Here is a 19,565-nt window from a genome sequence, read left to right on the forward strand (position 1 = left end):
TAGCCCTCGGCGCTGCGGTCGATGATCGCCTCGGCGCCCATCGCCCGGCAGATCTCGGCCTTCTGCGGGCTGGAGACGACGCAGATCGGGGTGGCGCCGCCGGCCAGCGCGTACTGGGTGGCGTAGGAGCCGAGGCCGCCGCTGGCGCCCCAGATCAGCACGTTGTCGCCCTGCTTCATGCCCGCGCCGTTCTGCGACACCAGCTGGCGGTAGGCGGTGGAGTTGACCAGGCCGGGGGAGGCGGCCTCCTCCCAGGTCAGGTGGGCGGGCTTGGGCATCAGCTGGTTGGACTTCACCAGGGCCAGCTGGGCGAGGCCGCCGAAGTTGGTCTCGAAGCCCCAGATCCGCTGCTCCGGGTCCATCATCGTGTCGTTGTGGCCGTCGGAGGACTCCAGCTCGACGGACAGGCAGTGCGCGACCACCTCGTCGCCCGGCTTCCAGGCGTTGACCCCGGCGCCGGTGCGCAGCACCACGCCGGCCAGGTCGGAGCCGACGACGTGGTACGGCAGGTCGTGCCGCTTGGTGAGCGGGGAGAGCCGGCCGTAACGCTCCAGGAAGCCGAAGGTGGAGACCGGCTCGAAGATCGAGCTCCACACGGTGTTGTAGTTGACGGCGCTCGCCATCACGGCGACCAGGGCCTCCCCCGGGCCCAGTTCGGGCAGCGGGACCTCGTCGAGGTGGAGGGACGTGCGGGGGTCCTTGTCGCGGCTGTCGAGCCCCGCGAACATCTGCTCCTCGTCCTTGTGGAGCGTGACCGCCCGGTAGGACTCCGGCAGCTTCACGTGGGCGAAGTCCGCCGCGGTGCTGTCGGGGCTGAGGATCGCGTCGAGGATTTCCTTCATGGCTGCCTCCGAAGGCGTACCTGTGTGAGGGCACAGGGCGTCTGGGGGAGCCGGGAGCGGACACCGGCTTCGCTGAACGGGGTGGTGGGTGGTGGCTGGTGGGCCTGGCGGCTGGTGGGCCTGGTCCTGCGGTGGGTCGCTCCCGGGGTTGGGGGAGCGCCGGTACGACGGCGCGCCGAGGTGGGGAGCCGCGGCGCCGCGACTGGTGGGTAACAAGGTAGTGGCACCCTGTGCCACTCGTAAAGACACCGCGTGCCAGCAATTCCGGCCGCCCGCGACCCATTTGGCGGCGCCCTTCCCGGGCATGCGAAGGGCCCGTGTCGACATCTCGACACGGGCCCTCAAAGCCGCTTCGACCTGCGAAAATACCGGCGCTCAGGCCGGTCTGGCACCTTCCAGGGCGGCCCGTACGGCATCCACCACGACGTCCAGCGGAGCGTCCGTCCGGGCGACTGTGATGAGCACCTCACCTCCGGGGCTGGCACTCAGTGCGCCGGCCGTCCAGGCCTCCCCCTCCGTCCCACTGGCACCGGGTGCCACCACCGTGCCACGCCGCCGGGCCCCCGGTGCGCTGGACGCCCAGAAGGTCCGCCGGATTACCTCGAAGGAGTGGTCCAGCTGCGCCTCGACGTCCCCCCGCCCGCCCGCGCGCAGCCAGCGCCGCAGCACGTGGTTGTGGGCCGCGACCACGGCCGCCGCGGACACCTCGGCCAGCATCGAGTCGTCCTCGCCGCCGCGCTGCCAGCCCGAGGGGATCTCCCCGGCGGTGTCGAAGCGGCCCAGCAGGTAGCGGGTGAACAGCCGCTCGTAGCGGGCCACCACGGCGATCTCCCGCTCGCGCAGCGCCGGCACCTGACGGATCAACTGGTACCGGGCCACCGAGACCCCCGGTGTGGAGGCGTACATCCGCAGCACCTCCTTGATGCCCCGGCAGACCACGTCCAGCGGGTGCTCCTCGGGCTCGGCGCTGGCCAGCAGATCGGCCACCCGGACCAGGGTGTCGTCGTGGTCCGGGAAGATCGCCTCCTCCTTGGACCGGAAGTACCGGAAGAAGGTCCGCCGGGCCACCCCGGCCGCCGCCGCGATCTGGTCGACCGTGGTCTCCTCGTAGCCCTGCGAGGCGAACAGCTCCATGGCGGCCGTGGCCAGGTCCTGGCGCATCTGCTGGCGCTGCGCCGCCGCCCGGCGGCCGCCCGGGCCCCCGTCCTGGCCGGTCCCGGCCGGCCGGCCGTCGCGGCCCGGGGCGGATTGCTGCGGGGATACTGACTGAACCCGATCCATGGCCGGAACGCTACACGTCCCCGGGGGCGCGGCCGGGGGCCTTCCCCGGCGCACCGGGGGCACCGGGCCGCTCACCGCGGGTCTGGGCCACTGCGCCGAGACCGCGCCCGGCCCCCAGCCGGGCCGCTCGGGGCGCAGCGGCGGGCGGCCGGAACGGCCCCCGTAGGGCGGCGGGGCGGTCATCGGCGCGCGTGGTCGCGGAAGCCGCGGCCGGTCTTGCGGCCCAGGCAGCCGGCCGCCACCAGGTGCTCCAGCAGCGGCGCGGCGGCCAGGCCCGGCTCGCGGAACTCCTGGTGCAGCACCTGCTCGATGGTCAGCGAGACGTCCAGGCCGACCACGTCCAGCAGCTCGAACGGGCCCATCGGGTACCCGCAGCCGAGCTTCATCGCGGTGTCGATGTCGTCCACCGTCGCGTAGTGCTCCTGGAGCATCCGCACCGCGTCGTTCAGGTAGGGGAAGAGCAGCGCGTTGACGATGAACCCGGCCCGGTCGCCGCACTCCACCGGGTGCTTGCGGACCTTCGCGCACAGCTCCAGCACGGTCGCGGTGACGTCCGGCGCGGTCAGCACCGTGGACACCACCTCCACCAGCCGCATCGCGGGCGCCGGGTTGAAGAAGTGCATGCCGACGACGTCCTGCGGCCGGGTGGTGGCCGAGGCGCAGGCGACCACCGGCAGCGAGGAGGTGGTGGTGGCCAGCACCGCGCCCGGCTTGACGATCGCGTCCAGGGCGGTGAACAGCTCGCGCTTGACCGCGAGGTCCTCGGCGACCGCCTCAACGACCAGGTCCACCTCGGCCAGCTCGCCGTACCGCCCGACCGGAGTGACCAGGGCCAGCGCGGCGTCCCGCTGCTCCCCGGTCAGGCGGCCCTTGGCCACCGAGCGCTCCAGCGACTTCGCCAGCCGCGCCTTGGCCCGCTCCGCCTTCTCCGGGCTGCGGGCGGCCAGCAGCACCGGGAGGCCGGCCTTGGCGAACACCTCGGCGATGCCGGTGGCCATGGTGCCCGAGCCGCAGACGCCGACGCTGCGCACCGCCCGGCCGGGGACCGCGGCGGCGGCCGGGCCGGCGGCGGCGTCGACCGCCTTCGAGGCCCCGGGCGCCTCGTAGGTGTAGAAGCCGCGGCCGGTCTTGCGGCCGAGCAGCCCGGCCGCGACCAGCTGGCCCAGGATCGGCGCCGGTGCGTGCAGCCGGTCCTTCGACTGCTCGTACATCGCCTCCAGGACGGTCCGGGCGGTGTCCACGCCGATCAGGTCGAGCAGCGCCAGCGGGCCCATCGGCAGGCCGCAGCCGAGCCGCATCGCGGCGTCGATGTCCTCCCGGGTGGCGTACTTGGACTCGTACATCGCGGCGGCCTGGTTGAGGTAGGCGAAGAGCAGGCCGTTGACCACGAAGCCGGCCCGGTCGCCGGCCGCCACCGGCTCCTTGCCGAGCTCCCGGGCGAAGGCCGCGGCCTCCTCGGCCACCTGCGGGGCGGTGAGCACGGTGCGCACCACCTCGACCAGCTTCATGGAGTGCACGGGGTTGAAGAAGTGCAGGCCGAGCACCCGGTCCGGGCGGGCGGTGGCGGCGGCGATCCGGGTCACCGACAGCGCGGTGGTGCCGGTGGCCAGCACCGTGCCGGGCGGGCAGATCCGGTCCAGCTCGGCGAAGACCTCCCGCTTCAGCTCCAGCTGCTCGGGGACCTCCTCGATCACCAGGCCGGCCTCGGCGGCGGCGTCCAGCGCGTGGCCGACGGCGATCCGGGCGAGCAGCCCGGTCCGCTCCTCGGCGGTGAGCCGCTCGCGGGCCACGGCGCGCGCGGTCGCCGCCTCGATCCGGGCCAGCGCCCGGGCGGCCGAGGCCTCGTCGGCCTCGATGCCGATCACCCGGCGGCCGCTCCGGGCGACCGCGACGGCGACACCGGCACCCATCGTGCCGAGGCCGACCACGGCCACCGTGGGGAAGGGACGCTCCATCTGTCCTGACTCCTTGTCATGGAAGGCCCGCGCGCGCTCCGGAGGGCGTGCCCGCGGAGGAGGGGCCGCGCGCGGGGGGACGGGGGATGACGGTTGCGGCCACCACGCAGCCGCCGGTCCGCTCCGGACATGCTGGGGGTGTGCCGTGGTACTCAGGCGCTCGATGTGGGAAGCGGCTCTGAACGCCCTCTGAACACAGAGGGGGAAGCCCCGGCCGCGGCCGCGATCCGCGGCGCCCACCGGTGAACGAACGCACCGCCACGCGCCGTCCGCTCCGCGCGAGTCCCGCACGGCGGACGGCGCCCCCGTCGGTGCGGCTCCCGAGGCCCGACGGTGGTGCGTGTCGACACTGTAGCGAAGCTACCGACGGGTAGGAAAGGGGGTGGTGCGCTGATTTTCCGCTGCTCGCGGGCGGGCTATCACCCCTGTGGGGGATGGGGGTGGACGGACGTCCGTTCGGACCACCCGATAGGGGAGTTATGCGCCCCGGTGGGGCGGGGCAGCATGGGGCCATGAGCACCGGAACCGTCACCGCGGGGCATCCCGAGCCCACACCCCGGCCCGGCCCGGCCGCCGCCTCCGAGCCCTCCGCCGGGTCCGGGGGCGGCGCCGCGCCGCCGCCCCGGATCGACCGGGCCGAGCGCGGGGAGCGCGCCCAGGTGGCGGTGGACCGGCTGCGGACCGCCGGGGTCGAGGCGGTCGCCGTCACCTGGGTGGACAACGCCGGCGTCGCCCGGGTCAAGGCGGTGCCGCTCGGCGGCCTGGTGCACGCCGCCCAGTGGGGCGTCGGCACGGCCCCCTGCTTCGACGTCTTCCTCGCCGACGACACCATCGTCACCAGCCCGCTGATCGGCGGCCCCACCGGGGACCTGCGGCTCTACCCCGATGTCGAGCGGATCGTCCCGCTCGCCGCCCAGCCGGGCTGGGCCTGGGCGCCGGGGGACCGCTACACCCAGGGCGGCGCCCCGCACCCGGGCTGCCAGCGTCTCTTCGCCCGCCGGACGGTCGCGGCCGCCGCCGCGCGCGGGCTGACCCTGAAGGCCGGCATCGAGATCGAGTGGGTGGCCGCGCTGGCCGGCCCGCCCGGGGAGGAGCCCCGCTACCCGACGGCCGGCCCGGCCTACGGGATGCAGCGGCTGACCGAGCTCTCCGACTACCTGCGCGACGTGCTCCGCGCCCTCGGCGAGCAGGGCCTGACCGTGCTCCAGATCCACCCCGAGTACGCGGCGGGCCAGTTCGAGGTCTCGGTCGCCCCCGAGGGCCCGGTCGAGGCCGCCGACACCTCGGTGCTGATCCGGCAGACCATTCGCGCCGTGTCCGCCCGGCACGGCCTGCGGGTCTCCTTCGCCCCGGCGGTCGAGGCCGGCGGGGTCGGCAACGGCGGTCACCTCCACCTGAGCCTGTGGCGGGACGGCCGCAACCTCGCCCACGGCGGCCCCGGTCCGCACGGCCTCACCGCCGAGGCCGAGGGCTTCCTCGCCGGGGTGCTCGGCGCGCTGCCCGAGCTGCTGGTGCTCGGCTGCTCCAGCCCGGCCGGCTACCTGCGACTGGTGCCCTCGCACTGGGCCGGCGCCTACCGCTGCTGGGGCCTGGAGAACCGGGAGGCCGCGCTGCGCCTGGTGACCGGCTCCACCGGTGAGCGCGCCTCGGCCGCCAACGCCGAGATCAAGTGCTTCGACGCCACCGCCAACCCCTACCTGGCGGTCGGCGGGGTGCTCGCCGCCGGCCTCGCCGGACTGGACCAGCGGCTGGCGCTGCCGCCGGAGTTCACCGGCGACCCGGCGCAGGCCGCGCCCGGCGCCGTGCCCCGGCTGCCCACCGGGCCGGGCGAGGCGCTCGCCGCCTACCGCCGCTCCGCCCTGCTGCGCGAGGCGCTCGGCGAGCCGCTGTACGGGGCCGTGCTCGCCGTCCGGGAGGCCGAGCGCGAGCAGTACGCCGGAGCGACCCCCGAGGAGCTGGCCGCCGCCACCCGCTGGCGGTACTGACCGGTGCCCGCGCCGGACGTGCCCTCGCTGGACTTGCCCGCGCTGGTCGACCACCACTGCCACAGCGTGCTGACGGCCGAACTCGCGGACGGCGCGCTGGCGGGGCTGCTCACCGAGTCCGACCGCCCGCCCGCACCCGGCACCTCGCCGTTCGACAGCGCGCTCGGCCTCGCGGTGCGCCGCTGGTGCCCGCCCGCGCTCGGGCTGCCCGCGCACGCGCCGGCCGAGGAGTACCTCGCCCGGCGGCGCGAGCTCGGGGCCCCGGAGGCGACCCGCCGGCTGCTCGCCGCCGCCGGCCTGGACACCTGCCTGGTGGACACCGGGCTGACCACCGCCGCCGGCCACCCGCTGCTGCCGCTCGGCGAGTTGGCCGAGGCGGCGGGCGCCCGGGTGCGCGAGGTGGTCCGGCTGGAGTCGGTCGCCGAGGCCGTCGCCGCCCCGCCCGGCGCCTGGGCCGCGGCCGTCCGCGAGGCACTGGCCGGGGCCGCGGCCGGCGCCGTCGCGGTGAAGTCGGTGGTGGCCTACCGCAGCGGCCTCGCGGTGCCCGCCGAGCGCCCCTCCCCGGCCGCGGTCGCGGCGGCCGCCGCCGGGCGGCGGCGCGCCGGGGGCGGACGCCTCACCGACCCGGTGCTGCTGCACGAGCTGCTCCGGGCCGCCCTGGAGGTCTGCGCCGAGCTCCGCCTGCCGCTCCAGCTGCACACCGGCTTCGGCGACCCCGACGTCACCCTGCACCGCGCCGACCCGTCGCTGCTCGCCGACTTCGTTCGCGCCGCCGAGCCGAGCGGCGTCCCGCTGGTGCTGCTGCACGGCTACCCCTACCACCGGCAGGCCGCGTGGCTGGCCCAGGCCTTCCCGCTGGTGTACACCGACCTCGGCCTGACCACCTCCTACGTCGGCCCCCGCGCGGCCGCGGTGCTCGGGGAGATGCTGGAGCTGGCGCCGTTCGGCAAGCTGCTGTTCTCCACCGACGCCTACGGCCTGCCCGAGCTGTACCTGGTCGGCGCGGCCCAGTTCCGGCACGGCCTCGGCGCCCTGCTGGACGGCTGGCGCGCCGACGGCGCGTGCACCGCGGCCGACGCCGCGCGGCTGGCCCGCCGGGTGGCGGCGGACAACGCCCGCCGACTGTACGCGCTCTGACCGTCCGCCGCCGGGGCTTGGCGGTGATCCGCCACTGGCCGCTTCCGGCCGCCCTGGACGCCTGTTCCACCGTCGGCCCGGCTGACTAGGGTGTGGCTCCCGGCGCGTGTGCCCTGAGGCCGCCCGGTCACCCGGCCCTGCCCAGCAGAAGCGGAGTCATACCGTCCGTCGGTGACCAACTTGTGGCGATTAGATGACTACCTCTTGCGGATTGCAACACTTGTTCACTAACGTCCCGATCATTCCAAGTGCACCTGCCAACCGCAGCTGCTGCATGACGACTCGGGAGGGCCAACCCCTATGAGTGTTCCTCGGATCAGCCGGACCCGGTACGCGGCGGTGGGCATCGTCCTCGCCACCGCCGGCGCCCTCGCGCTGCCGTCCGGCACCGCCGTCGCCGCCTCCGGGTCGGAGTCGACGACCGGTCCGCTGCTCAGCTACGTCGTCAACACCAAGGCCAACCACGGCCAGGTGCAGAAGGTCGAGAAGGCGGTCACGTCCCTCGGCGGCACCGTCGTGTACTCCTACGAGCAGATCGGCGTGGTGATCGCCCGCTCGACCGACACCCAGTTCGCCGCCAAGCTGCGGCTGGCGAAGGGCGTCGAGTCGGTCGGTGCCAGCCGCACCAAGGGCATCACCGCCTCCGAGGACCGCACCGCCGAGGTCGCCGCCGCGCCGGCCGGCGCCTCCGCCGCGGGCGAGGAGCCCTACTGGGCCAACCAGTGGGACATGCGCCAGATCGGCGTGGACAAGGCCCACAAGCTGTCCCTGGGCAGCAACAAGGTCACCGTCGGCGTGCTGGACTCCGGCATCGACGGCACCCACGAGGACCTCGCCGCCAACGTCGACGCCTCGCAGTCGGTCTCCTGCATCGACGGCGGCAAGCCGAACACCGCCTGGGAGGCCTGGCAGCCTGGCGTCGACGGCGCCCACGGCACCCACGTGGCGGGCAGCATCGCCGCCGCCAAGAACGGCAAGGGCATCGAGGGCATCGCCCCGAACGTCAAGCTCGCCGCGGTGAAGGTCGTCGACGACGGCGGCTTCATCTACCCCGAGTACGCCATCTGCGGCTTCGTCTGGGCCGGCGAGCACAAGTTCAAGGTCACGAACAACAGCTACTTCGTCGACCCGTGGATGTTCAACTGCCAGAACGACGCCGACCAGGCGGCGATCACCACCGCCGTCCGCCGCGCCGTCGAGTTCTCGCAGCGCAAGGGCGTCCTCAACGTGGCCGCCGCGGGCAACGAGAACATCGACCTCGCCCACAAGACCAAGGACGTCGCCAGCCCGGACGACACCACCCCGGTCGAGCGTCCGATCACCCAGGACTGCCTGAACCTGCCGACCGAGCTGGACGGCGTCGTCGCGGTCTCCTCGGTGGGCGTCAACGGCGACAAGTCGTACTACTCCAGCTACGGCAAGAACAAGGTCACCGTGGCCGCCCCCGGTGGCGACCGCCGCTACCAGATCCCGGACACCCCGGACAAGAACGGCCGCGTGCTGTCCACCATCCCGGGCGGCGGGTACGGCTACATGCAGGGCACCTCGATGGCCTCGCCGCACGCCGCCGGCGTGCTCGCCCTGCTCGCCAGCACCCACCCGTGGGCCAACGCGGACGAGCTCACCGAGCTGCTGACCAACCAGGCCGAGTCGCACGCCTGCCCGACCGCCCCGTACAACCCGGGCGGCACCGGCGAGTTCGCCGCCACCTGTGAGGGCGGCGCGGACGACAACGGCTTCTACGGCGCCGGCATCATCAACGCCGAGAAGGCGGCCCAGTGGTGGCGCTGAGCCACCGCTGACCGGCTGACACCCTGAGCGGGGAACGGGGGCGGGACTTCGGTCCCGCCCCCGTTCGGCGTGTCCGGGCTCCGGCGCGGGCCCGGCTCACTCGAAGTGGTGCTCCCAGACCGTCTCCACCGACGGCTTGCCGTGCAGGTCCGGCACCTCCTGCAGCCAGGCCGGCCTCCCCGCCCTGCTCCGCGCCGCCCGCCGCTGCTCGGCCTCGCGCAGCTGGTCCGGGGTGGAGAACCCCTCCGGCAGCCACTCGGCGGAGAGCACCGCCCGCGCCGCCAGCTGGTTCACATAGGCCCGGCGCAGCTCGGCGACCGAGTCGAACCCCGGCTCGTCGGCCAGCCAGGCGTCCGGCACCAGCGCCACCACCTCCTCCAGCAGCCCGACGGTGACCAGCGGCCCCAGCTCCTCGTCGGCCAGCCGGACGTCCGGCCGGTACGGGCCGAGCGCGTGGGCGCTGAGGTCGTAGCGCCTGCCGACGGAGGCCTCGGCGGCGGACCAGCGGTGGTGGAAGACCAGCGCGGCGCCGTTGTCGATCAGCCAGAGCCTCCGGTGCCAGACCATGAGGTTGGGATTGTGCACCGTCCGGTCGACGTTCCCGGTGAGCGCGTCCAGCCAGACCACCCGGCCGGCCTCGACCGGGTCGACCTCGATCATGCCGGGCCGGAAGTCGCGGGCGCCGGGCAGCAGGTCCATGCCGAGGTTGAGCCCGCGGCTGGCCCGCAGGATGTCCTGGATCTCGGGGTCCGGCTCGCCGTCGGCGACCGCCGGGTCGAAGTCGACCAGCCGCAGCTCGGGCACCGGCAGGCCGAGCCGTCGCGCCAGTTCGCCGACGATCACCTCCGCCACCAGCGCCTTGCGCCCCTGCGCGGCCCCGGTGAACTTCACCACGTAGGTGCCCAGGTCGTCGGTCTCCACCACGCCGGGGACGGAACCGCCGGCCCGCAGCGGGTCGACGTAGCGCACTGCTGTCACCTGTTCGAGCACATCCGCCACCCTAACCTCCGCGCCGTCGGGGAGGGCGCCGCCCGCCGCCCGCGGTCCGCTGTGATTGGCTTGCCGTACCACCCGGACGACCACCCGGCGCCGGACGACCGTACGAGGAGAGCACGACCATGGGACAGGTGCAGGCCACCACCGAGCGGGTCTACGAGGCGGCCCCCGAGCGGGTGTACGAGGCCCTGGCCGACTACCAGGTGACCCGCCCCAAGCTGCTGCCCGCGCAGTACAGCGAGTACGAGGTCCGGGTCGGCGGCACCGGCGCCGGCACCCAGGTGCACTGGAAGCTCCAGGCCACCGAGAAGCGGATCCGGGACTGCCTGTTCACCGTCTCGGCCCCGCGCCCGGATCAGCTGGTGGAGAAGGACGCCAACTCCAGCATGGTGATCACCTGGACCGTCGCGGCGGCCGGCGAGGGCCGTTCGAAGGTCACCGTCACGGCCACCTGGCAGGGTGCGACCGGCATCGGCGGCTTCTTCGAGCGCACCTTCGCGCCCAAGGGCCTGAACCGGATCCACGACCAGGTGCTCGCCAACCTGGCGGACGAGGTCCGCTGAGACCCGACCGGGCGCGGTGGATTCCGGTCCTCCGGACCTCCCCCTCAACCCGTCCAGGAATTCGACGAGTTCGTCCACCCGTACGAGCGGCGCGCCGTACGGGTGGACGCCCCGCCACCTGCGGGTGACGAGGGCCGCCGGGCGCGGTGCGGCCACCCTAGGCTCGCCGCCGTGCATATGACGATCCTTCACATTTCGCAGCCCGTCGACGGCGGCGTGGCCCGCGTCGTGGTCGACCTGGTCCGCGGCCAGCGCGAGGCCGGCCACCGGGTGCTGGTCGCCTGTCCGCCGGGCGGCCGGCTCGCCCGGGAGGCCGCCGCGGTCGGCGCGCTGGTCCAGGAGTGGCCGGCCCGGCGCTCGCCCGGCCCCGCCACCGCCGCCGAGGTCTGGCGGCTGCGCCGGATCGTCCGGGCCGCCGGGCCCGACGTGCTCCACCTGCACAGCGCCAAGGCCGGACTGGCCGGCCGGCTGGCCGTGCGCGGCGCGGTGCCGACCGTCTTCCAGCCGCACGCCTGGTCCTTCGCCGCCGTGGACGGCGCGGTCGCCGCGGCCACCCTGCGCTGGGAGCGGTACGCGACCCGCTGGGCGCACCGGCTGCTCTGCGTCTCCGTCCAGGAGCGGGCCGACGGCGTCGCGGCCGGCCTGCACGCGGACTGGGCGGTGGTGCCCAACGGCGTGGACGTGCGCCACTACGCGCCGGCCGACCGCCGGGCCGCCCGGATCGCGCTCGGCCTGGAGCCGGCCGCCCCGCTCGCGGTCTGCGTGGGCCGGCTCTGCCGCCAGAAGGGCCAGGACGTGCTGCTCACCGCCTGGTCCGAGGTGCGGCGCCGGGTACCGGGGGCCCGGCTGGCGCTGGTCGGCGCCGGTCCGGAGGAGGCCCGGCTGGCCGCCGTGGTCCGGGAGGGCGCCGAGCCGTCCCGGGTCCGGCTGGTCGGGGACGTCGCGGACCCGCGGCCCTGGCTGGCGGCGGCCGACCTGGTGGTGCTGCCCTCGCGCTGGGAGGGCATGGCGCTGGCCCCGCTGGAGGCGATGGCCTGCGGCCGGCCGGTGCTGCTGAGCGACGTGCCCGGGGCCCGCGAGTGCCTGCCGCCGTCCGAGCGGGCCGGCGCCCTGGTGCCCGTCGAGGATGTGTCCGCGCTCATCACCCGAATGGCGGAAGCGCTGTCCGATCCGATCGAGTGCGAGCGGCGCGGCGCCCGGCTGCGTGAGCACGCCGCGGCCCGCCATGACGTTCGATCGGTGGTCGAACAGGTCGACGCGCTCTACCGCGACCTGCTGGGTGCCGGGCCGGCGCCCGGGCGGCGCCGCGCCCGTGTCCCGCAGCGGATCTGATCGTTTCACATGCCGTGAATGCCCCGCCGCTCCGGCGCTGCCGTATTCGCACCCTCCACCGGTTGTGGGTGAGAGGCCAAATCGGAAATACCTATTAATGGGCGGCTGGAATGAATCGGCAAGTCAACTTCCAGCATTCTAGCCGGTTTTCGGTAACGTCTGATTTTGCCTGCTTCGTTTCGATTTCACGCCGGGAAATCGCGAGAAAGCCGAAAGCCGCCAGCGGCAGCAGGTGCTGTCAGGACCGCGCTCACCGGGCCGGGACGGCCGCCCCGGGCCAACCGGTTCCGGACCGCCGTCACCCCGGGCACACAGCAGGGGAGTTCGTCCGCCGATGACCATTGACCACGACAGCGTGCCACACCCCGGTCGGCCCCTGTCCGGCCCGCGCCGCCCGGCCACCGGGCTGCTCGACCGCCCGACCCGGGCCGCCCAGGCCCGCAGCGCCCCGCCGGTCCGCCGGCACCGCCGCCCGGTCCGGTCCCGGCTCGCGCTGCCCGTCGCCCTGGTCGCCGTCGACGCGCTCGCCCTGTGCACCGCCACCGGCACCGCCAACCGCGTCCTCGATCCGGCCGTCCGGGTCGCGCCGCTGCTCGGCGTCGCCGCCCTGCTGCCCCTGCTGGTCCTGCTCAACCTGGCCGGCGGCCTCTACCGGATCCGGCTCACCCTCTCCGTGCTCGACGAGCTGCCCGCCCTCGCCGCGCGGGCCGTGGTCGCCGCCGCCTTCGCCATCAGCCTGGCCGGCTGCCTGGAGGACCGCTGGCCCGACTCCGGCCCCGCCACCCCGGCCCGGCTCACCGTCCTGCTCGGCACCCAGCTGATGCTCGCCGTCCTCGGCCGCGCCGTCCTCTACCACCTGGTGCGCCGGATCCGCCGCAGCCGCCCCAGCCCCGTCCTGGTGCTCGGCGCCGGCCGGCTCGGCCGCCGGGTGGCCGCCGCCCTCACCGAGCGCCGCGAGTACGGCCTGCGCCCGGTCGGCTTCCTCGACGCCGACCCGCCGCTGCTCGCCGGGGACACCGACCTGCCCGTGCTCGGGGGCCGCGAGGTGCTGGAGCGCGAGATCCGCCGCCACCGCGTCCACCACGTGCTGGCCACCGCCGGCGCCGCCGACGAGGCCGAGACCGCCGCCACCCTGCGCGACGCGGCCCGGCTGGGCTGCCAGGTCTGGCTGGTCCCCGCGCTGCGCGAGTACGGCTCGGTCACCGCCGGGCGGCTGGCCGGCGGCGACCACCTCTGGGGCTTCCCCTGCCTGCGGGTCGGCCGCGCCGCGATGCGCCGCCCCGGCTGGGTCGCCAAGCGGGCCCTGGACGTCACCGCCGCCGCGATCGGCCTGCTGCTGCTCGCACCCGTCCTCGCCCTGTGCGCGCTCGCCGTCCGCTTCGACACCGGCCCCGGCGTCCTCTTCCGCCAGCAGCGCACCGGGCTCGACGGCCGGGTCTTCACCGTCCTCAAGTTCCGCACCCTGCGGCCGAGCAACGAGCACGAGTCCGCCACCCGCTGGAACATCGCCCAGGACCACCGGATGGGCGCCGTCGGCCGGCTGATGCGCCGCAGCTCCCTCGACGAGCTCCCGCAGCTGTGGAACGTGCTGCGCGGCGACATGAGCCTGGTCGGCCCGCGCCCCGAACGCCCCTACTTCGTCATGCGGTTCAGCCAGGCCTACCCCGAGTACGCGGACCGCCACCGCGTCCCGGTCGGCCTCACCGGCCTCGCCCAGGTCAACGGCCTGCGCGGGGACACCTCGATCGAGGACCGGGCCCGCTTCGACAACCGCTACATCGAGAGCTGGAGCCTCTGGCAGGACGTCAAGATCCTGTGCCGCACCGCGGTCCTCATGCTCCACCCGGACGGGAGCTGATCAACGCCGTGGCCCTGACCCTCGCCGCACCCCCGCGCCCCGCCGAGCTGTTACGGCGCGCGGGGGGCGTCGTCCGCGAACGCCCCGGCCTGCTGGCCGCCGCCACCGTGCTGCTGGTCTGCGTCCCCACCGGGGAGAAGGACGTCGCCGCCGCCGTCCACGTCACCGCCGCCGACCTCGCCTCGCTCGCCCTGGTCGCGCTCACCGCCGTGAACCTGCTGCGCGGGCGCACCCCGGCGATCGGCCGCACGGACGCCGTCCGGTTCGGCGCGATCGTGCTCGCCGCCGCCGTCGCCACCGTCGGCTCCATCGACCCGGTGACCAGCCTGACCGGCTTCGTCCGGCTCACCCAGGTCTTCGTGCTCGTCCCGGCCGCGGTGCTCTGCGCCCTGCGCGACCGCACCGACCAGCGGCTGGTCCTCGGCTCCTTCGTGATCGCCGCGCTGATCCAGGGCGTGGTCGGCGCCCACCAGTTCCTCACCGGCACCGGCGCCTCCTACACCGGCCGCCCGATCCGCGCCGTCGGCACCTTCGGCGCCCTCGACATCATGGCGATGTCCACCGTCGTCAGCTACGGCCTGCTCGCCGCCCTGGCGCTGGCCCTCGCCGAGGGGAACGCCGGGTGGCGGCGGGCGCTGTTCGCCACCGCCGGCTTCCTCGCCTTCCCGCTCGCGGTCTCCTTCAGCCGCGGCAGCTGGATCGCCACCGCCGCGGCCGCCGCCGTCCTGCTGCTGCGCGCCGACGCCCGGCTCGCCGTCCGCTCCGCCGTCCTCGGCACGGCCGCCGCCGTCGTCCTGGTCGGCGGCCTCGGCCTCGGCGGCTCCGGCGTCACCGCCCGGCTCAGCTCGATCGGCTCCGTCTCCGAGGCCCCCGACCAGTCGGTCTCCGACCGCTACGACCTGTGGGCCACCGCCGGGCGGATCTGGCAGGACCACCCCGTCTCCGGCGCCGGTCCCAAGGCCTTCCAGCAACTGCGCGACAGCCACGCCCCGCTGCGGCTCTCCTCCGGCAGCGACGCCGCCGACGCCACCATCGGCTTCCAGCGCGAACCGCTGCTCTCCCCGCACAACATGTACCTCCTGGTGCTCAGCGAGCAGGGCCTCGTCGGCATCGTCGCCTACGGGACGCTCTTCCTCGGCCTGCTGATCGGCTGCCTGCGCACCGCCCGCGGCCCCGGCCTCGCCGCCCTCGCCCTGCTCACCTGGGTCCTGGTGGACTTCCTCTACGCCGACATCGGCGGCGCCACCACCGTGCTGACCTCGGTCGTCCTCGGCCTCGCCGCCCGCTCCGCCGGTTCCGCCCGTTCCCGCGAGGCGCGCGCATGACGACGGACCGGCCCACCACCCTCGGATCCCCCGCGCTGCCCGGCCCCCGGCAGGCGCCGGCCGCCACCGGACCCGCTGCCGCGGGCCCCCGCCGCGGCTTCCTCGCCAAGGCCTTCGGCGTCACCGCGGTCCTCAGCGCGGCCGGCTCCGCCCTCGGCCTGCTCCGCGACCTCCTGCTCGCCCGCTACTTCGGCGCCAACCAGGGCACCGACGCCTTCCTGGTCGCCTGGACCGTCCCCGAGACCGCCGCACCGCTGCTCATCGAGGACGCCATGTCCTTCCTCATGGTGCCCGCCTTCGCGCTCGCCCTGGTGCTCCGCGAGGAGCGCCCCGACGGCCCCGACCCGGTCCGCCAGCTGGTCCGCGCCACCCTGCCCTGGCTGCTGCTCGCCCTCTCCACCCTCTCGCTGGGCGCCGCGCTCGGCGCCCCCCGGCTCGTCGACCTGCTCGCCCCCGGCCTGGCCGACCCCGGGCTCGCCGTCACCTGCACCCGGATCACCGCGATCACCGTGCTGCCGTTCGGGGTGGCCGGCTACCTCGCCGCCGCGCTGCGGGCCCACCACCGGTTCACCGCCCCGGCCGGCATCTACGTCGCCTACAACCTCGGCATCCTCGGCGTGCTGCTCACCTGCCACGCCCTGTGGGGGGTGCGCGCCGCCGCGATCGGGGTGGCCTTCGGCAGCGTGCTGATGGCCGGCCTGCTGATCGGCCCCTTCCTGCGCCGGCTGCGGTCCGGAGGCCGCCGCAGTGGGGCCCGCCGCTCCCGCAACGCCCTGGTGCTGATCCCGCTCGCCCTGCTGCCGGTCGGCGTGTTCACCCTGACCCGGCAGGCCCAGGTGTTCATCGAGCGGTTCCTCGGGTCGGCGCTGCCCCCCGGCACCATCTCGCACCTCAACTACGCGGCCAAGGTCTCCCAACTCGCCATGACGGCCGGGATCCTGATCTGCACCGTCACCTTCCCGCTGGTCGCCCGGGCGCTCGCCGCCGGGGACGTCACCGCCGCCCGCGACCGGGTGGAGAAGGACCTCGGCCAGGCGGCCGCCGTCGTCCTGCTCGGCACCGCCTTCCTGATGGCCTGCGCCCCCTCGGTGGTCGCGCTGCTCTTCGAGCGCGGCGCCTTCGGCCCCCGGGACACCGCCGCCACCGCCGCCGTCATCCGGGTCTACAGCTTCGGACTGCTCGCCCAGGCGCTGATCGGCGTGATGATCCGCCCCTACTTCTCGCTGCGCCCGGTGGTCCGCCGGGCCGGCGACCCCAGCCCCGAGGACGGCGGCCGCCGGCTGCTCGACTGGTACCCGGCCGGCGCCATGGCGTTCGGCCTGGTCGTCACCGTCACCGTCGGCCTGCTCGCCACCCCCCGGTTCGGCGCCCTCGGCCTGGCCGCCGGCAACGCGGCCGGCATCACCGCCACCGCGGCGCTGCTGCTGCACGGCCTGGTCCTGCGCGGCATCCCGCTGCGGCTGCGGCGGGTCCTCGGCGGCCACGCCCGGTTGCTGGCCACCGCCACCGGCGCCGCCGCGCTCGGCACACCCGTCGCCGGCCTCGCGGCCGACCCCCTGCTCTCCACCGCGCTCGGCGGTCTCACCGTCGCGCTGGCCTTCGCCGTCCTGGGCACCGGCCTCGGTGCCCGCGAGGTGCGCGGCCCGGTCCGCGCCGCCCTCCGGGTCCTGGGGCCGGTCCCCGGCCCGTCTCCTGTCGCCGATGAAGGGAAGCCTCCCCATGGATGCTGAACGGGGATCAGTCCGGTCGGTCCCGTCGGGCGTACGCCGCCCCGCCGCCCCGGACGCCGGCGGCCGGCGCGCCGACCTGCCGCGCACCGAAGCGCCACGGACCGGTGCACCGCCCTCCGGCGTCCGCAGACCCGCGGCGCACCTGCCCAGGAGCCGACGCCCGCTCCCCGAGGCACCGGTCGCCGAGACCACCTCGCCGTGGATCCTGATGTACCACTCGGTGGCCGTCGAGAAGGAGGACCCGTACCAGCTGACGGTCAGTCCCGAGCGGTTCGCCGAGCAGATCGCCTGGCTGCACCGGCACGGGCGGCGCGGGGTCTCGGTGCGGGAGCTGATGCGGGCCCGCGCGGCCGGGCGGGCGGACAAGCTGGTCGGCCTCACCTTCGACGACGGCTACGCCGACTTCGCCCGGCACGCCGTGCCGATCCTCCAGGCCTACGGCTTCACCGCCACCGCGTACGTGGTCGCCGACCTGCTCGGCCGCGCCAACGACTGGGACGCCGAGGGCCCCCGGAAGACCCTGCTCAGCGTCCAGGAGGTCACCGACCTCGCCGCCGCCGGCTGGGAGATCGGCTCGCACGGCCTCGGCCACCAGGCGCTGACCGGTCTGCCCGCCGAGGTGCTCGCCGCGCAGACCCGGGAGAGCCGGCGGGTCCTGGAGGAGGTGGTCGGCGGCCCGGTCACCGGCTTCTGCTACCCCTACGGCGCGGTCGACCTGGCCGCCACCCAGGCGGTCCGGGACGCCGGGTACGACTACGCCGTCGCGATCGCGCACTCCCCGCTGACCGGCCGCTACGCGCTGCCGCGCTGCTACGTCGGCGACCGCGACGGCGCCTGGCGGCTGCGCGCCAAGCGCGGCCGCCACCGCCTGCGGGACACCGTCGCCGAACTCCGCCGCCGACGGCTGGCGGCGCGCGGGAACCGCTCCCGGAGGGCCCCGTCGTGAGGATCCTGCACGTCGTCACCGGGCTGGCCTCCGGCGGGGCGGAGCGCCAGCTCCAGCTGCTGCTCCGCCATCTGCCGGCCCACCAGCACTGCGAGGTGCTGGCGCTGACCAACCCCGGCGCGGTGGCCGCCGGGCTGCGCGCCGAGGGCGTCACCGTCCACCACCTCGGCATGCGCGGCAACCGGGACGTCGGCGCGCTGCCCCGGCTGGCCCGCCTGGTCAGGGCCGGGCGCTACGACCTGGTGCACACCCACCTCTACCGGGCCGGGCTGTACGGCCGGACCGCCGCCCGGCTGGCCGGGGTGCGGGCGGTGGTCGCCACCGAGCACTCGCTGCACCCCGGGGTGATCGAGGGCCGCCCGGTCACCCGCGGCGTCAAGGGCCTCTACCTGGCGGCCGAACGCCTGGGCACCACCACCGTCGCGGTGTCCCGGCAGGTCGCCCAGACCCTGCACGCCTGGGGCGTGCCGCCGGCCCGGGTCGAGCTGATCCCGAACGGCATCGACGCCGCCCGCTACCGCCGCCCGCCCGCCGACCGGGCCGCCACCCGCGCCCGGGTGCGCGCCGAGCTCGGCCTGCCGCCCGGGAGCCGGGTGGTCGGCGGGATCGGCCGGCTGGTCCCGGGCAAGCGCTTCCACGTCCTGGTGGAGGCGCTGGCCGGGCTGGACACCGCGGCCCGGCTGGTGCTGGTCGGCGCGGGCCCCGAGTGCTCCGCCCTGGAGCGGCTGGCCGCCGGCCTCGGCGTCCGCGACCGACTGGTGCTCACCGGCGAGCGCGACGACGTGCCCGACCTGCTCACCGCCCTGGACGTGCTGGCCGCGCCGTCCACCGCGGAGACCTTCGGCCTCGGCGTGCTGGAGGGGCTCGCGGCCGGCCTGCCGGTGCGCCACAGCGCCTGCCCGGCGCTGGACGAACTGCCCCCCGGCGCCGCCCCGCAGGCCCGCCGGATCCCCTCCGAGGCCGCCGCCTACACGGCCGCGCTGCGCGAGCTGCTCGACCCGCGCGGCCTCGACGACCCCACCACCGACCCGCTGCCCCGGCCCGCCGCGGTCGGCCACTACGACATCGTCCGGGTGGCCGCCGACCTCGGCGCGCTCTACGACCGGCTGGCCCGGGCCTGAGCCGGCAGCACCGCCGCCGGGCCCCCGGCCGGGCGGCCCGCACAGCCAAGGAGTCCTCCATGACCGAACCGCGCAGTACTGTCCGCCGGCTGGTCGGCCGCTGGTGGCCGGTGGTCCTCGCGGTGCCGCTCGGTGCCGTCGCCGGAGCCGGGTACGCCGTCGTCGCCCACCCCTCGTACGCCGCCAACTCCTATGTGATCGTGGTGCCCGAGACCCAGGGCGAGACGGCCACCGCGGTCAACTTCGCCCAGGCGTACGGGCGGCTCGCCGGACAGCCGCAGGTGCTCGCGGCCGCCGCCGCCGAGACCGGCCGCGGCCTGGGCGAGCTGACGGCCCTGGTGCACGGCACCACCTCGCCGGACGCGCCGATGATCGAGATCACCGGCACCGGCCCCCGGCCGCAGGAGGCCGTCCGGGCGGCCGACGCGGTGGCCCGCTCGCTGGTCGCCTTCGCCAACACCAGCAGCAAGGAGACCGGTGTGCGGCTGGTTCCGCTGGCCGCCGCCGCGGAGCCGGAGAAGCCGACCACGCCCTCCGGCCGGCTGGACGTCGCGGTCGGCGGCGCGGCCGGGGTGCTGATCGGCGCGCTGGTGATGATGACCCGCCGCCGGAACACCCGGCCCGCCGGGGCGGCCGGGGCCGCCGACGCGGAGGCGCCCGCCGCGACCGCCCCGCGGCCGCGCGCCGCCGAACCGGCCGCCGC

15 protein-coding genes are annotated in these 19,565 nt (G+C 75.6%); 11 read left to right on the forward strand and 4 right to left on the reverse strand.

What is annotated here, in order from left to right; translation table 11 throughout:
- From ccrA to ACFVFS_RS37825, 3 genes are all read right to left on the reverse strand, one after another.
- Positions 1-842, reverse strand: an 842-nt coding sequence (gene ccrA, locus ACFVFS_RS37815; RefSeq protein ID WP_380629539.1) for a crotonyl-CoA carboxylase/reductase, incomplete at its 3' end; no start/stop codon positions are given.
- Between the two features lie 375 nt (positions 843-1,217).
- A complete protein-coding gene (locus ACFVFS_RS37820) occupies positions 1,218-2,123 on the reverse strand; it encodes a TetR family transcriptional regulator (RefSeq protein WP_380629540.1) in 906 nt (301 codons plus the stop codon).
- A gap of 179 nt (positions 2,124-2,302) precedes the next feature.
- Positions 2,303-4,078 carry a 3-hydroxyacyl-CoA dehydrogenase family protein gene (locus ACFVFS_RS37825; RefSeq protein ID WP_380629541.1) on the reverse strand — a complete coding sequence of 592 codons (1,776 nt, stop codon included), beginning with the start codon at positions 4,076-4,078 and terminating at the stop codon, positions 2,303-2,305.
- Positions 4,079-4,590: 512 nt separating this feature from the next.
- Here ACFVFS_RS37825 and ACFVFS_RS37830 point away from each other — a divergent pair.
- The 3 genes from ACFVFS_RS37830 (at position 4,591) to ACFVFS_RS37840 (ending at position 8,991) form a co-directional block, all read left to right on the forward strand.
- A complete protein-coding gene (locus ACFVFS_RS37830; protein ID WP_380629543.1) occupies positions 4,591-6,063 on the forward strand; it encodes a glutamine synthetase in 1,473 nt (490 codons plus the stop codon).
- A 3-nt stretch (positions 6,064-6,066) separates the two neighbouring features.
- On the forward strand, positions 6,067-7,200 hold the full coding sequence (locus ACFVFS_RS37835; RefSeq protein WP_380629544.1) for an amidohydrolase family protein: 1,134 nt from the start codon (positions 6,067-6,069) through the stop codon (positions 7,198-7,200).
- Between the two features lie 300 nt (positions 7,201-7,500).
- The gene (locus tag ACFVFS_RS37840) at positions 7,501-8,991 is read left to right on the forward strand and encodes a S8 family serine peptidase (RefSeq protein ID WP_380629545.1); all 1,491 of its coding nucleotides are present in this window, start codon (positions 7,501-7,503) and stop codon (positions 8,989-8,991) included.
- A gap of 96 nt (positions 8,992-9,087) precedes the next feature.
- Here the strand turns inward: ACFVFS_RS37840 and ACFVFS_RS37845 are convergent, their stop codons facing one another.
- Positions 9,088-9,981, reverse strand: a complete 894-nt coding sequence (locus ACFVFS_RS37845; protein WP_380629546.1) for a HipA family kinase — start codon at positions 9,979-9,981, stop codon at positions 9,088-9,090.
- Between the two features lie 128 nt (positions 9,982-10,109).
- Here ACFVFS_RS37845 and ACFVFS_RS37850 point away from each other — a divergent pair, with 128 nt between their 5' ends.
- The 8 genes from ACFVFS_RS37850 to ACFVFS_RS37885 all read left to right on the forward strand — a co-directional run.
- A complete protein-coding gene (locus tag ACFVFS_RS37850) occupies positions 10,110-10,550 on the forward strand; it encodes an SRPBCC family protein (RefSeq protein ID WP_376088810.1) in 441 nt (146 codons plus the stop codon).
- A 177-nt stretch (positions 10,551-10,727) separates the two neighbouring features.
- Positions 10,728-11,882 (forward strand): glycosyltransferase, encoded by a 1,155-nt coding sequence (locus ACFVFS_RS37855; protein WP_380629547.1) that lies wholly within the window; start codon positions 10,728-10,730, stop codon positions 11,880-11,882.
- Between the two features lie 334 nt (positions 11,883-12,216).
- Complete coding sequence (locus ACFVFS_RS37860) at positions 12,217-13,740, forward strand: exopolysaccharide biosynthesis polyprenyl glycosylphosphotransferase (protein WP_380629548.1); 1,524 nt, start codon at positions 12,217-12,219, stop codon at positions 13,738-13,740.
- An 8-nt stretch (positions 13,741-13,748) separates the two neighbouring features.
- A complete protein-coding gene (locus ACFVFS_RS37865) occupies positions 13,749-15,065 on the forward strand; it encodes an O-antigen ligase family protein (protein WP_380629549.1) in 1,317 nt (438 codons plus the stop codon).
- The gene (locus ACFVFS_RS37870) at positions 15,062-16,795 is read left to right on the forward strand and encodes a lipid II flippase MurJ (RefSeq protein WP_380629550.1); all 1,734 of its coding nucleotides are present in this window, start codon (positions 15,062-15,064) and stop codon (positions 16,793-16,795) included. The genes ACFVFS_RS37865 and ACFVFS_RS37870 overlap by 4 nt, the downstream gene beginning before the upstream one ends.
- On the forward strand, positions 16,785-17,741 hold the full coding sequence (locus tag ACFVFS_RS37875; RefSeq protein ID WP_380629551.1) for a polysaccharide deacetylase family protein: 957 nt from the start codon (positions 16,785-16,787) through the stop codon (positions 17,739-17,741). Before ACFVFS_RS37870 ends, ACFVFS_RS37875 begins: the two co-directional genes overlap by 11 nt.
- Positions 17,738-18,862, forward strand: a complete 1,125-nt coding sequence (locus ACFVFS_RS37880; protein WP_380629552.1) for a glycosyltransferase — start codon at positions 17,738-17,740, stop codon at positions 18,860-18,862. Before ACFVFS_RS37875 ends, ACFVFS_RS37880 begins: the two co-directional genes overlap by 4 nt.
- A gap of 59 nt (positions 18,863-18,921) precedes the next feature.
- The coding region (locus ACFVFS_RS37885; protein WP_380629553.1) for a hypothetical protein at positions 18,922-19,565 on the forward strand (644 nt) is incomplete at its 3' end.

The sequence above is a fragment of the Kitasatospora sp. NPDC057692 genome (assembly GCF_042799475.1).
Classification (GTDB): Bacteria; Actinomycetota; Actinomycetes; order Streptomycetales; family Streptomycetaceae; genus Kitasatospora.